Source organism: Pseudomonas sp. KB-10 (genome assembly GCF_018221585.1).
Lineage (GTDB): Bacteria > Pseudomonadota > Gammaproteobacteria > Pseudomonadales > Pseudomonadaceae > Aquipseudomonas > Aquipseudomonas yangonensis.
Genome location: NZ_QYYB01000004.1, coordinates 113,594 through 126,805, shown reverse-complemented (window position 1 = coordinate 126,805; position 13,212 = coordinate 113,594). Strand labels below are relative to the sequence as shown.

Annotated in this window: 13 protein-coding genes; 9 read left to right on the top strand and 4 right to left on the bottom strand. The window is 65.6% G+C overall.

What is annotated here, in order from left to right; translation table 11 throughout:
* Window positions 1-99: 99 nt before the first annotated feature.
* The 4 genes from DXK50_RS12290 to DXK50_RS12275 all read left to right on the top strand — a co-directional run bounded on the left by DXK50_RS12290 (window position 100) and on the right by DXK50_RS12275 (window position 4,080).
* Window positions 100-1,110, top strand: coding sequence for an ABC transporter permease subunit (locus DXK50_RS12290; protein WP_161864916.1), 1,011 nt, complete (start codon window positions 100-102; stop codon window positions 1,108-1,110).
* A gap of 117 nt (window positions 1,111-1,227) precedes the next feature.
* Window positions 1,228-2,130: an ABC transporter permease subunit gene (locus DXK50_RS12285; RefSeq protein ID WP_161864915.1), complete on the top strand. Its 903-nt coding sequence runs from the start codon at window positions 1,228-1,230 to the stop codon at window positions 2,128-2,130.
* 10 nt (window positions 2,131-2,140) lie between these two features.
* Window positions 2,141-3,112, top strand: coding sequence for an ABC transporter ATP-binding protein (locus DXK50_RS12280; protein WP_212630523.1), 972 nt, complete (start codon window positions 2,141-2,143; stop codon window positions 3,110-3,112).
* On the top strand, window positions 3,109-4,080 hold the full coding sequence (locus DXK50_RS12275; protein ID WP_212630522.1) for a peptide ABC transporter ATP-binding protein: 972 nt from the start codon (window positions 3,109-3,111) through the stop codon (window positions 4,078-4,080). Before DXK50_RS12280 ends, DXK50_RS12275 begins: the two co-directional genes overlap by 4 nt.
* Before the next feature lie 260 nt (window positions 4,081-4,340).
* Here DXK50_RS12275 and DXK50_RS12270 read toward each other — a convergent pair whose 3' ends face one another.
* Window positions 4,341-5,513, bottom strand: coding sequence for an HD domain-containing phosphohydrolase (locus DXK50_RS12270; protein WP_161864913.1), 1,173 nt, complete (start codon window positions 5,511-5,513; stop codon window positions 4,341-4,343).
* Window positions 5,514-5,683: 170 nt separating this feature from the next.
* Here DXK50_RS12270 and ada point away from each other — a divergent pair, with 170 nt between their 5' ends.
* Window positions 5,684-6,712, top strand: a complete 1,029-nt coding sequence (gene ada / locus DXK50_RS12265) for a bifunctional DNA-binding transcriptional regulator/O6-methylguanine-DNA methyltransferase Ada (RefSeq protein WP_161864912.1) — start codon at window positions 5,684-5,686, stop codon at window positions 6,710-6,712.
* 74 nt (window positions 6,713-6,786) lie between these two features.
* Here the strand turns inward: ada and DXK50_RS12260 are convergent, their stop codons facing one another.
* Complete coding sequence (locus tag DXK50_RS12260) at window positions 6,787-7,338, bottom strand: DJ-1 family glyoxalase III (RefSeq protein ID WP_212630521.1); 552 nt, start codon at window positions 7,336-7,338, stop codon at window positions 6,787-6,789.
* Window positions 7,339-7,537: 199 nt separating this feature from the next.
* Here DXK50_RS12260 and DXK50_RS12255 point away from each other — a divergent pair, with 199 nt between their 5' ends.
* Both DXK50_RS12255 and trmA read left to right on the top strand, forming a co-directional pair.
* Window positions 7,538-8,830, top strand: coding sequence for an NCS2 family permease (locus DXK50_RS12255; RefSeq protein WP_212630520.1), 1,293 nt, complete (start codon window positions 7,538-7,540; stop codon window positions 8,828-8,830).
* Between the two features lie 196 nt (window positions 8,831-9,026).
* Window positions 9,027-10,115: a tRNA (uridine(54)-C5)-methyltransferase TrmA gene (gene trmA / locus DXK50_RS12250; protein WP_212630519.1), complete on the top strand. Its 1,089-nt coding sequence runs from the start codon at window positions 9,027-9,029 to the stop codon at window positions 10,113-10,115.
* A gap of 60 nt (window positions 10,116-10,175) precedes the next feature.
* Here trmA and DXK50_RS12245 read toward each other — a convergent pair whose 3' ends face one another.
* Complete coding sequence (locus DXK50_RS12245; RefSeq protein ID WP_212630518.1) at window positions 10,176-10,559, bottom strand: DUF4345 family protein; 384 nt, start codon at window positions 10,557-10,559, stop codon at window positions 10,176-10,178.
* 125 nt (window positions 10,560-10,684) lie between these two features.
* Here DXK50_RS12245 and DXK50_RS12240 point away from each other — a divergent pair, with 125 nt between their 5' ends.
* Together DXK50_RS12240 and ypfJ are read left to right on the top strand one after the other, a co-directional pair.
* Window positions 10,685-11,119, top strand: a complete 435-nt coding sequence (locus DXK50_RS12240) for a DUF411 domain-containing protein (RefSeq protein ID WP_161864907.1) — start codon at window positions 10,685-10,687, stop codon at window positions 11,117-11,119.
* Window positions 11,120-11,169: 50 nt separating this feature from the next.
* On the top strand, window positions 11,170-12,030 hold the full coding sequence (gene ypfJ, locus DXK50_RS12235) for a KPN_02809 family neutral zinc metallopeptidase (protein WP_212630517.1): 861 nt from the start codon (window positions 11,170-11,172) through the stop codon (window positions 12,028-12,030).
* A gap of 9 nt (window positions 12,031-12,039) precedes the next feature.
* Here the strand turns inward: ypfJ and DXK50_RS12230 are convergent, their stop codons facing one another.
* Window positions 12,040-13,209, bottom strand: a complete 1,170-nt coding sequence (locus tag DXK50_RS12230; RefSeq protein WP_161864905.1) for a Bcr/CflA family multidrug efflux MFS transporter — start codon at window positions 13,207-13,209, stop codon at window positions 12,040-12,042.
* Window positions 13,210-13,212 lie beyond the last annotated feature (3 nt).

Here is a 13,212-nt window from a genome sequence, read left to right as displayed (position 1 = left end):
GTCACGTCGTGATCGAACAGCTAACCTGCAACATGGGCGAAGGAATCGCCGGAATTCCAGGCGGCTCGATACCGTTCTGACTAGGAGTTACCCACCGCCATGCTGAGCTTCATTGCACGCCGTCTGGGCTTGCTGATACCTACCTTCTTCGGCGTCACCCTACTGACCTTCGCCCTGATTCGCCTGATCCCCGGCGACCCGGTCGAGGTCATGATGGGCGAGCGCCGCGTCGACCCGGAAATGCACGCTCAGGCCATGGAGCGCCTGGGGCTGAACAAGCCTCTGTACCAGCAGTATCTGGACTATATCGGCCAGCTTGCCAGCGGCAATCTGGGCGAATCGCTGCGCTCGCGCGAAAGCGTGTGGGGCGAGTTCCTCACCTTGTTCCCCGCCACCCTCGAGCTGGCCCTGGCGGCCTTGCTGTTCGCCGGCACCCTGGGCCTGATCGCCGGGGTGATTGCGGCGCTCAAGCGCGGCACGCCACTGGATCACGGGGTAATGGGCATTGCCCTGACCGGCTACTCCATGCCTATTTTCTGGTGGGGCCTGCTGCTGATCATGTTTTTTTCGGTAAGCCTGGGCTGGACGCCGGTTTCAGGGCGTATCGACCTGCTTTACGACATTCCGCCTGTCACCGGTTTCATGCTGATCGACACCCTGCTTGCCGACGAGCCTGGCGCCTTCGGCAATGCCCTGCGCCATCTGATTCTGCCGGCCATCGTGCTGGGCACCATCCCGCTGGCAGTGATCGCACGGATGACCCGCTCGGCGATGCTCGAAGTGCTGCGCGAAGACTACATCCGCACCGCGCGGGCCAAGGGCCTGTCGCCAACACGCGTCGTATTCGTGCACGGCCTGCGCAACGCGCTGATCCCGGTGCTGACCGTGTTCGGTCTGCAGGTCGGCACGCTGCTGGCCGGTGCGGTGCTGACCGAAACCATCTTCTCCTGGCCGGGCATCGGCAAATGGCTGATCGAAGCCATCGGCGCGCGCGACTACCCGGTGGTGCAGAACGGCATCCTGCTGATCGCCTGCCTGGTGATCCTGGTCAACTTCACCGTGGACATCCTCTATGGCCTGGCCAACCCGCGTATTCGCCATCAGAAGTAAGGAAGGCGCCATGAAGAACCATAAAGACTACGTAGGCTGGACGACGCTTCACCCGTACACCGCGGCCTCTTCACGGTGGATGAAAAAGACATCATCCACCCCACACGAGGTGCGCCCATGACCACCTCCACCGCGCTCGATCAGAGCCTGCTCTACCCCTCGCCACTGAAAGAATTCTGGCAGGCCTTCAGCCACAACAAGGGCGCCCTCGCCGGCCTGGCGTTCATGCTGCTGATGGTGTTCTGCGCCTTGTTCGCGCCCTGGGTCGCGCCACATGATCCCAGCGAGCAGTACCGCGACTTTCTGCTCACGCCTCCGGTGTGGCTCGAAGGCGGCCAATGGCGCTTTTTGCTCGGCACCGACGAACTGGGCCGCGACCTGCTCTCGCGGCTGATCCATGGTGCACGCCTGTCACTGGTGATCGGCCTGGCCTCGGTGGTGCTGTCGCTGATTCCCGGCATTCTCCTCGGGCTGGCCGCGGGCTTTTTCCCGCGCCTGCTTGGCCCCGGCATCATGCGTTTGATGGACATCATGCTGGCGTTGCCGTCGCTGCTGCTGGCGGTGGCCATCGTCGCCATCCTCGGCCCCGGCCTGATCAACACCATCTTCGCCATCGCCATCGTCTCGCTGCCGTCCTACGTGCGCCTGACCCGCGCGGCGGTGATGAGCGAGCTGAACCGCGACTACGTCACCGCTGCGCAACTGGCCGGTGCCGGCCTGCCACGGCTGATGTTCGTCACCGTGCTGCCCAACTGCATGGCGCCGCTGATCGTACAGGCCACGCTGAGCTTTTCCTCGGCGATTCTCGATGCCGCCGCCCTGGGCTTTCTCGGCCTGGGCGTGCAGCCGCCCACGCCCGAGTGGGGCACCATGCTGGCCTCGGCGCGCGACTACATCGAACGCGCCTGGTGGGTGGTGACTCTGCCCGGTCTGGCCATCCTGCTCAGCGTGTTGGCCATCAATCTGATAGGCGACGGTTTGCGCGATGCGCTCGATCCGAAACTCAAGAATGCGCAGTGAGGAACCAGGAATGAGCCTGCTGAATATCCGCAATCTGTCCGTACGTTTCGGCTCGGCCATGCCGGTGGTCGACGGCCTCGACCTGTGCGTGGACAAGGGCGAGGTGCTGGCCATCGTCGGTGAGTCCGGCTCCGGCAAATCGGTGACCATGATGGCGCTGATGGGCCTGATCGATGCGCCCGGCATCGTTCAGGCCGACTGCATGCAGTTCGACGGCACCGACATGCTGCGCCTCAAAGGCCGCCAGCGACGGCATATCGTCGGCAAGGACCTGGCCATGGTTTTCCAGGACCCGATGACCGCCCTGAACCCCAGCTACACCGTGGGCTTCCAGATCGAGGAAGTGCTGCGCCAGCACCTCGGCCTGAAGGGCAAGGCAGCGCGCGTACGTGCCCTGGAGCTGCTGGAAAGGGTGGAGATTCCCGGCGCCGCCAGCCGTCTCGATGCCTACCCGCATCAGCTTTCCGGCGGCATGAGTCAGCGGGTGGCGATCGCCATGGCAATCGCCGCCGAACCCAAGCTGCTGATCGCCGACGAACCCACTACCGCGCTGGACGTGACCATCCAGGCACAGATCATGGAGCTGCTGCTGAACCTGCAGCGCGATGAAGGCATGGCCCTGGTACTGATCACCCACGACCTGGCGGTGGTCGCCGAAACCGCTCAGCGCGTCTGCGTGATGTACGCCGGGCAGGCGGTAGAGCTGGGCCAGGTACCGACCCTGTTCGATGCCCCCAGCCACCCCTACACCGAGGCCCTGCTCAAGGCCATTCCCGAACACAGCGCAGGCGCCAGCCGCCTGGCCACCCTGCCCGGCATCGTTCCCGGTCGCTACGACCGCCCGATAGGTTGCCTGCTGTCCCCCCGCTGCCCGTATGTGCAGGAGCGCTGCCACCTGCAACGCCCGACGCTGGACGCACACGAGCGTGGCGCCGCGCGCTGCTTCTTCCCTCTTCAACCCACGGCGGAGGTGGCCCGATGAGCACCGTACTGCAAGCCCATGAGCTGACCCGTCACTACAGCGTCTCGCGCGGGCTGTTCAAGCCAACGGCAACGGTGCAGGCGCTCAATGGCGTGTCGTTCGCGCTGGAGGCCGGCAGGACCCTGGCGGTGGTCGGTGAGTCCGGCTGCGGCAAGTCCACCCTGGCCCGTGCCCTGACGCTGATCGAAGAGCCCAGCGCCGGCAGCCTGCAGATCGCCGGGCGCGAGGTGGCCGGCGCCAGCAAGGCCGAGCGCAAGCAGCTGCGCCGCGACGTGCAGATGGTGTTCCAGAACCCCTATGCCTCGCTCAATCCCAGGCAGAAGGTCGGCGATCAGCTGGCCGAACCGCTGCTGATCAACACCGACCTCTCCCGCGTCGAACGCCGCGAGCGGGTCCAGGCGATGATGCAGCAGGTGGGGCTGCGCCCCGAGCACTACCAGCGCTACCCGCACATGTTCTCCGGTGGTCAGCGCCAGCGCATCGCCCTGGCCCGCGCCATGATGCTGCAGCCCAAGGTACTGGTGGCGGACGAGCCGACCTCGGCGCTGGACGTGTCGATCCAGGCGCAGGTGCTCAACCTGTTCATGGACCTGCAGGAAGAGTTCGACACCGGCTACGTGTTCATCTCGCACAACCTCGCGGTGGTGCGCCATGTCGCCGACGACGTGCTGGTGATGTACCTTGGCCGTCCGGCGGAAATGGGCGCATCGGAGTTGCTCTACAGCCGCCCGCTGCATCCCTACACCCGTGCGCTGCTGTCGGCGACGCCGGCCATCCATCCGGACCCGGACAAGCCCAGGATGAAGATCAGCGGTGAATTGCCCAATCCGCTGAATCCGCCTTCCGGCTGCGCGTTCCACAAGCGCTGCCCGCACGCCGACGAACGCTGCCGTGTCGAGCGCCCGGAACTGCGCCTGATCGATGCGCGGCAGGTGGCCTGCCATCACGTGGAGCGGATCGTCGATTGACACTTGCGATGGCCACGCAGGTCGCTAGTGTCTCGTCAACCATGGAGTATCGGTTCAGCGCCCGGCGTTCGTGGGAGGGGCTTTAGCCGCGAGCGACTTTGAATGCGCCAAAAGCGTCGCGGCTGAAGCCCCTCCCACGGTTCAAGGCAGCGACAGATCATCCGTGTCGAGACACTAGGGTGCCGTGGGGCGAATCGGTCGTGCACGGCAGACGCGGTGCAGCGGTGCGCATAGCTCACCCTGCACGAGCCGGCGGTGCGTCAGGTGGCCGGCGGCATGGTCAGCTCGATGCTTTCTGCCAGCGAATCTTCCAGGCGCTGCAGCTCGACGCCGACCGCAGCGGCGTCGTCGACCAGGGTTTCGGCGATATGCAGGAACTCCGGCGTCGCTTCGACGAAGGCCAGCACCACCATCGGGTCGAAGCGCGTGCCGCTGGCCGCGCAGATCTGCGACACCGCCTGCTCGGGGCTGACAGGCGTCAGGTAGGCATGCTGGCAGGTCAGTTCTTCGAAATGTCCCACCAGCGCCATCAGCCGTGCCGACAGCGGTATCTGCTCACCGAACAGGCCCTGCGGATAGCCTTTGCCATCCCAACGCTCGTGCTGGCCGTAAACGATATCCTTGGCGTCGGAGAGAAAGTCGGTGATGCTGCCCAGCTTGCGCTCGGCTCGCTCCAGCGCTTCACGCCCGGCGATCACGCCCTCGCTCAGCAGGTGCAGGTCACTTTCGTCCGGCTCGCCATGGCTGAGCAGTACGCGATCGGGCAGGGTCAACCGGTCGATCACATGCAGCATGGCCGACTTGCCCAACTGGGCGATGCGCTCCTCGCTCAGCGTCTCGGACAGGGCCGGCTGCTGCCGCGCCAGGGCGGTGGCCAGGCCGATCATGTAGCGTTCGATCCGCTCCAGGCGACGGCTGCGCGGGTTGTCGCGCATCACCGCGACACTGGCCATGGCCTCGATGGTGACGTCCTGCAAGCGCTGAATATCGCGCGTGCGTCGTTTGACCTCCAGCTCCAGATATTCGCTCTTGTCGCGCAGATAGTCGGTGGCGGCCTTGAGCTGCAGTTGCGCCCGTACGCGGGCAAGTACGATGGGAGGGCTGACCGGCTTGGTGATGTAGTCGGCGGCGCCGAGATCGAAGCCCAACTGCTCGTCGGCGGCATCGCTTCTCGCTGTAACCAGAATCAAGGGGATGTAGCGGGTCTGCGGGTCGCGTTTGAGTTCGCGACAAAGCGCGTAGTCGTCCTGCCAGTTGAGCAGAATCAGGTCTGGCTGCGGGCGCGACCTGGCGGCTTGCAGCGCCTCCTCATTGCCGACCAGCCGCACCTGATAGCGATCGACCAGAAGCGCACCGAGCCGCTGGCGTGCATCCACCGCATCGTCCACCACCAGAATCAGTTCCTGCTCCGGCCTATCGAGCATTGCACGCATGGCGACCTCCATTGGCACCCGCCTACCCTCATTAAAGGCGCTGGGCTGTATTTGCGCTCAGGCCGTCATATCAATGACCTCGCCAGGGGTTTGAAAGTGCAATACGGATTGGCAGAGCAGCGCTGCCAGCCGACAATCGTCACCAGAACTCTTAGCGCAGGGGCAGTCCCATGCTCGATCAGGAACGTTGCTGGCAGGCGGTCTGCGAACGCGACGAGGCGTTCGACGGACGCTTCGTCTTCGCGGTACGCAGCACCGGCATCTATTGCCGACCGAACTGCCCGGCGCGTCGACCGCGGCGCGACAACGTCAGTTTTCATGGCGATGCGCAAAGCGCAGAAGCTGCTGGATTTCGCCCCTGCAAGCGCTGCTCGCCACAAGGCCAGAGCCCGGCACAACAACTCGACGCGCTGGTCGCTGCCGCCTGTGAATTACTGCGCGGCGAACAGCGCCTGACGCTGACGCAACTGGCCGCACGCATTGGCCTGTCGCCGTCGCACCTGGCTCGTGCCTTCAAGACCCGCACCGGGATGACCCCCAATGCCTGGGCCGCGGCTTTACGACGCCAACGCCTGGAAGCCCGCCTACCCGAGGCGGGCAGCGTGCTCGACGCAGCCCTGGCCGCCGGCTACTCCGGCACCCGCGCCCTGTATGAAAAGCCGCTGGCCCTGACGCCCGCGCAACGCCGCCAGCGCGGGGCCGGCGAGCGCCTGCGTTACAGCATCGCCCCCTGCCCGCTCGGCCAGGTGCTGCTGGCCGCCAGCGACAGAGGCCTTTGCGCGCTGCTGTTCGGCGATGAACCGGTGGCTCTGCGCGAAGAGCTGCAGCAACGCTTTGCCGCCGCCCAACTCGAAGAAGACGAGCAAGGCCTGCGCAGCTGGCTGCAGCAGATCCTGGCGCAGCTGGAAGAACCCGAGCGCGCCGCCCACCTGCCGCTGGACATTCGCGGCACCGCCTTTCAGCAACGCGTCTGGCAGGCGCTACAGAACATTCCCCGTGGCGAAACCCGCAGCTACACCGAGCTGGCCGGACAACTCGACAGTCACCCCCGCGCGGTTGCCCGCGCCTGCGCCAGCAATGCCATCGGCCTGCTGCTGCCGTGCCACCGGGTGGTGGCCAGCGATGGCAGCCTCAGCGGTTACCGCTGGGGGCTGCAGCGCAAGCGCCAACTGCTGGAGCAGGAAAGCCAGGAGATGTAGCCCGGATGCAATCCGGAGCAGATCATCGCCAGCCCGAGGACTTCATCCGGGCTACAAAGTCAGCGCCGCGGCCCCTACACCAGCATTGCCTTGGCCACCTCGCTGCGCGTGCCACGCCCGACCAGATGCTCGACCAGGGTCAGCGCGAAGGCCAGCGCGGTTCCCGGGCCCTGGCTGGTGATGCAGTTGCCGTCGACCACCACCGCCTCGTCGACGAAGGTGCAACCACTGAGACGATCACTGAACGCCGGGTAGCAGGTCATGCGCCGCTGCCTGAGTACACCGTAATTCTGCAACGCCAGCGCGGGTGCGGCGCAGATGGCGGCGAACAGTTCGCCGGCCTTGGCCTGCCTGCGCACTCGCTCGGCCAGCGGTTCGAACTCGGCCAGGCGCTGCGCGCCAGGCATGCCACCGGGCAGGACGATCAGGTCGAAATCCTGGGCCAGCACGTCCACCAACATGGCGTCGGCTGTCAGACGCGTGCCACGGGCGCAGGTGATCATCCGCCGCTCTTCGATGCTCGCCACCAGCACCTCCACATCGGCGCGGCGCAACACGTCGATCAGGGTGACGCATTCCAGATCCTCGACGCCATCGGCGACGGCAATCAGTGCTCGCTTGCTCATTTTTCAACTCCTCCAGGCATAAAGCGAAACTGTCCGCCCGGTCATGAAAAGGCCGAAAAGACCATAAATTCACCCGGCAAAACCTTGCTGGTATGATGCGCGGCTTTTGCACGATCGAGCAATTTTCCGGCCCGTACGGACGAATGTGCTTTGCTTTCTGCAGACCAATTTCGGCGCGCTCGCGCCTCGGGGAGCCACCATGCTGGAAAGACTGTTCCAACTCAAAGCCCACAACACTACGGTGCGCACCGAGGTACTGGCCGGGATCACCACCTTCCTGACCATGGCCTACATCCTTTTCGTCAACCCCAACATGCTGGCCGAGACCGGCATGGACCATGGTGCGGTATTCGTCGCCACCTGCCTGGCCGCCGCCATCGGCTCGCTGGTGATGGGTCTGTTGGCCAACTACCCGATCGCCCTGGCGCCGGGCATGGGCCTCAACGCCTTCTTCACCTACACCGTGGTCATGACCATGGGCTACAGCTGGCAGACCGCCCTGGGCGCGGTGTTCCTCTCCGGCGCGATCTTCTTCCTGCTGTCGATCTTCAAGATCCGCGAGTGGATCATCAACAGCATTCCCCTGGCTCTGCGCGCCGGTATCGCCGCGGGTATCGGCCTGTTCCTGGCGATCATCGCGCTGAAGAACGCCGGCATCGTGGTCGATCATCCGGCTACCCTGGTCGGCCTGGGCGACATGAGCCAGGGCGGCGCACTGCTGGCCTGCCTGGGCTTCTTCGTCATCGCCGCGCTGGCCTATCGCAAGGTCACCGGCGCGGTGATGATCGGCATCCTGCTGGTCACCGGCCTGTCCATCGCGCTCGGCCTGTCCGAGCTGCCGGGCGTGATCTCCATGCCGCCGTCGCTGATGCCGACCCTGCTGCAACTGGATATCGCCGGCGCGCTGGATATCGGACTGGTCAGCGTGATCTTCGCCTTCCTCTTCGTCGACCTGTTCGACACTTCCGGCACCCTGGTGGGCGTCGCGCAGAAGGCCGACCTGCTGGACAAGGACGGCAAGATGCCACGCCTGGGCCGTGCCCTGCTGGCCGATAGCACCGCGACCATGGCCGGCGCCGCGCTGGGCACCAGCACCACCACCAGCTACATCGAATCGGCGGCCGGCATCAGCGCCGGCGGGCGTACCGGCCTGACCGCCTGCGTGGTCGCCGCGCTGTTTCTGCTCAGCCTGTTCTTCGCGCCGCTGGCCGGCTCGGTGCCGGCCTACGCCACCGCTCCGGCGCTGCTGTTCGTCGCGGTATTGATGATGAGCAGCCTGGCGCAGATCGACTGGGACGACCTGACCGTCGCCGCCCCGGTGGTGGTCGCCGCCCTGGCCATGCCGCTGACCTTCTCCATCGCCAACGGCATCGCCTTCGGCTTCATCGCCTGGACCGGCATCAAGCTGCTGTCCGGCCGAGCCCGCGAACTGAATGCCGCGATGTGGGTGCTCTCAGCCCTGTTCGTCGTCAAGCTGGCCTACTTCGCCTGATCAGCACACAAGGTAGGCGGCAACAGGTGTAGGGTGGACATCGCTTTTCATGTCCACCGATACCTTCTCTCCGACCACACAAACGGTGGATGGAAAAGCCTCATCCACCCACGGCGCAGCGCTGACGAGTAACCCAAGGCACGCAGCCACCGCCTCCGCTACAATGGCGCCCCGTTTACCTGCCCATGAGTGACCGATGAGCCGCCCCGCATTCGACCCCGCCACCTACGACGCCCAACTCGCCGAGAAGAAGGCCCGCCTGGTCGAACTGCTGGCGCCCTTCGGCGCCGCCGAGCCCGAGGTGTTCGACTCGCCGCGCGAGCACTACCGCATGCGCGCCGAGTTCCGCCTGTGGCGTGAAGACGGTCAACGCCACTACGCCATGTTCGCCCCGGGCGACAAGCACACGCCGATCCTGCTCGACGACTTCCCCATCGCCAGCCTGCGCATCAACGAACTGATGCCGCGCCTGCGCGCTGCCTGGCAAGCCAGCGAAACGCTGTCGTTCAAATTGTTCCAGGTGGAGTTTCTCACCACCCTGGCCGGCGACGCGCTGATCACCCTGGCCTACCATCGCCCGCTGGACGACGCCTGGCAGGCCGAGGCCGAGAAACTGGCTGCCGAGTTGAACGTCAGCCTGGTCGGCCGCTCGCGCGGCCAGCGCCTGGTAATCGGCCGCGACTACGTGGAAGAGGAATTGAGCGTAGCCGGACGCACATTCCGCTATCGCCAGCCGGAAGGCGCCTTCACCCAGCCCAACGGCCGGGTTTGCGAGAAGATGCTCGGCTGGGCCCATGACGTGCTCGGCGAGCGTGATGACGATCTGCTGGAACTGTACTGCGGCAATGGCAACTTCACCCTGCCGCTGGCCACCCGCGTGCGCCGCGTGCTGGCCACCGAGATCAGCAAGACCTCGGTGAACGCCGCCCTGGCCAACCTGGCTGACAACGGTGTGGACAATGTCGAGCTTGTGCGCCTGTCCGCCGAGGAGCTGACCCAGGCGCTCAACGAAGTGCGCCCGTTCCGCCGCCTGGCCGGCATCGACCTGAAAAGCTACGACTTCGGCAGCGTCTTCGTCGACCCGCCCCGTGCGGGCATGGACCCGGACACCTGCGAGCTGACTCGCCGTTTCCAGCGCATCCTGTACATCTCGTGCAACCCGGAAACCCTGGCCGCCAACATCGCCCAGCTCGATGACACTCACAAGATCACGCGCTGCGCGCTGTTCGACCAGTTCCCTTACACCCACCATATGGAAACCGGTGTATTGCTGGAACGGCGCTGAGCCCCTCGCCGCCTGGATGCAATCCGAGATTTGCCTGCCGGATCGCATCCGGGCTACGGCTCAGCGTGACATGCCGCGTAGCGCCCACCAGGCCAGAGCGCCCGACACCACTTCGAGCAGCAGCGCGTAAAGGTTGAAGGTCTGATGCATGCCGCCGTCCAGCCACAACCCGGCGAGGCGCGCCAACGCCAGTACGCTGTACAGCAGCACCAGCAGGGTCAGCGCCGGACGCAGCAGATCCAGGCGCAGCAGCGCCATCGCCAGATACGCCGCCAGCCCCAGCTGCAACCCGCCGTAATAGGCGCGCACTTCAGTGACAGCGGCATTGCCCATCAGCAGCGCACCGCTGAAACTGGCCATCTCCTCGGGCCGGATGAAGTAGGCCAGCCCCAGCACGCCAAGGGCTGCAATCTGGATCAGCAGGACGATTCGAGCGAACAGCATCAGGGGCTCCTGGTCATGACCACTCCTGCAGCATAGGCGCCGCCTGTCGCGACGCATAGTCGCAAGCACTTGGGCAGGGCCTGCAGCGGCGCTATGCTGGGCGCTGGTTAATCTGGAGCCTTGCCATGCGTCGTTCCCTGCTCGCCCTCTTTCTCGTCACCGGCCTGGCCCACGCCAGCGAGCCACTGACCATCGATGTGCACCGCGATGCCAATTGCGGCTGCTGCAAGGCCTGGATCAGCCATCTGCAGGACAACGGCTTCACCGTCAACGACCATGTCGAAGCGGATATGAGCGCCGTCAAGCAGAAGCTTGGTGTGCCGCCGCGCCTGGCCTCCTGTCACACCGGCGTGATCGACGGCAAGTTCGTCGAAGGGCATGTACCGGCAGCGGACATTCTCAAGCTGCGCGAACGCCCGGACCTGATCGGCGTCGCCGTACCCGGCATGCCCATGGGTTCGCCGGGTATGGAATATGGCGACCGTGTCGACGCCTATCAGGTCATCGGTCTGGATCGGGATCGCCAGGATCAGCTGCTCAGCGACTACCCGGCCAACTGAGTCGGCGTCGACGGCTACACTGCAGCGATCAGCAACCCGGGAGTGCAGCCATGCGCTGGCAACGCGGTAGACGCAGTGACAATGTGGTGGACGCGCGCGGCCGTTCCGGCAGGCGTCTGGGCGGCGGGCTGAGCCTGGGCGGCGTGGCGCTGATCGTCATCTTCGGCCTGCTGACCGGACAGGACCCGCTGCAGATCCTCGGCCAGATCGCCGGCCAGGCGACTCAACCGCAAGTTGCCCAGACGCAAAGTGCAGCGCCGGCCAACGACCAACAGAGCGAATTCGTCCGCGCCATTCTCGGTGACACCGAGGACACCTGGCGCGAGCTGTTCCAGCAGGCTGGCCAGCAGTATCGCGACCCGCAACTGGTGCTGTTCTCCGGCGGCGTCAATTCGGCCTGCGGTTTCGCCAGCTCGGCGGTCGGCCCCTTCTACTGCCCTGGCGACCAGCGCGTTTATCTGGACATGGCCTTCTTCCGCGAGATGGAACAGCGCTTCTCCGCTGCCGGCGACTTCGCCCAGGCCTACGTGATCGCCCATGAGGTCGGCCATCACGTGCAGACGCTGCTGGGCGTGTCGGCCAAGGTCAACGCGGCGCGACAGCGCGGCGAACGCGTCGAGGGCGATGGTGGCCTGCTGGTACGTCAGGAACTGCAGGCCGACTGCCTGGCCGGGGTCTGGGCGCATCACGCGCAAAGACGACATGACTGGCTGGAGGCGGGCGATCTGGAAGAGGCGCTGAATGCCGCCAGCGCCATCGGCGATGATCGCCTGCAAAAGCAGGCGCGCGGTCAGGTGGTGCCGGACGCCTTCACTCACGGCACCTCACAACAGCGCGTTCGCTGGTTCAGCACCGGTTTCGAAAGCGGCCAGCCGGGGCGTTGCGACACCTTCAAGGCGGCTCGTCTGTAACGCGCCGGGTCAGACCACGAAGCGCCTGCTCCACCAGGCAAAACCACAGGCTGCCGCACCGCACAGGGTGATTACCAGCGCCATGGGCATGGCCGAACCATCGTGCAGGAAGGCCACCAGCGCCGAAGCGCTGGCCGCCACGCTGAATTGCATGCTGCCCAGCAGCCCGGAAGCACTGCCGGCATGGCGGCCCTGCCCGGCCATGGCACAGGCCGTGGCATTGGGCAATACGCAACCAAGACTGGCCACGCAAATGAACAGCGGAATCAGCAGGGGCCACAGCTGCGCCGGTTGCCACAACGCCAGCGCCAGCAGGCACAGGCCGCTGGCCAGGTACACCAGCACCATGCGCCGCAGCCACCGCGCCGGGCCGCCGCTGCGCACCAGACGCGCGTTGACCTGCGCCATGATCACGAAACCCGCGGCGTTACTGCCGAACAACCAGCCATAGTGCTCGGCCGGCACACCATACAGCTCGATGAACACGAAGGGCGAGCCGGCGATATAGGCGAACATCCCGGCCATGGCCACACCACCGGCCAGGCTGTAGCCCATGAACGGCGCGTTACCCAGCAGCGCGCGGTACTGACCGAAGGCACCGCTCAGCGGCGCCGGTTGCAGGTGTTGCGGACGCGTCTCCGGCAACCACAGCAGCACGGCCAGCAGGCACAGCCCGGCAAAGATCGCCAGGCTGTGGAAAATCGACGGCCAGCCCAGGGTATTCAACAGCAGTCCGCCCCCCAGAGGCGCGAGGATCGGCGCCAGCCCCATCACCAGCACCAGTTGCGAAAACACCTTGGCCGAGGCCAGCGGGTCGCACAGATCGCGCACCACGGCGCGGGTGATGACCATTCCGGCGCAACCGCCGAGGGCCTGCACGAAGCGAGCGGCCACCAGCCATTCCAGGCTAGGTGCCAGGGCGCAGGCCAGCGAGGCCAGGGTGAACAGGGCCACCCCGACCAGCAGCGGCACGCGGCGGCCGAAACGATCCGCCAGCGGCCCGTAGAACAACTGGCCGATGGCAATACCGACGAAATAGGCTGCCAGCGACAGCTGGATATGCTCGACATCGGTGCCGAACTGCTGGGCCAGGGTGGGGAAACTCGGTAGGTAGAAATCGATGGCCAAAGGGCCGAAGGCACTCAAAGCGCCCAGAATCAGAAGGGTTCGCAGGTTCATGAA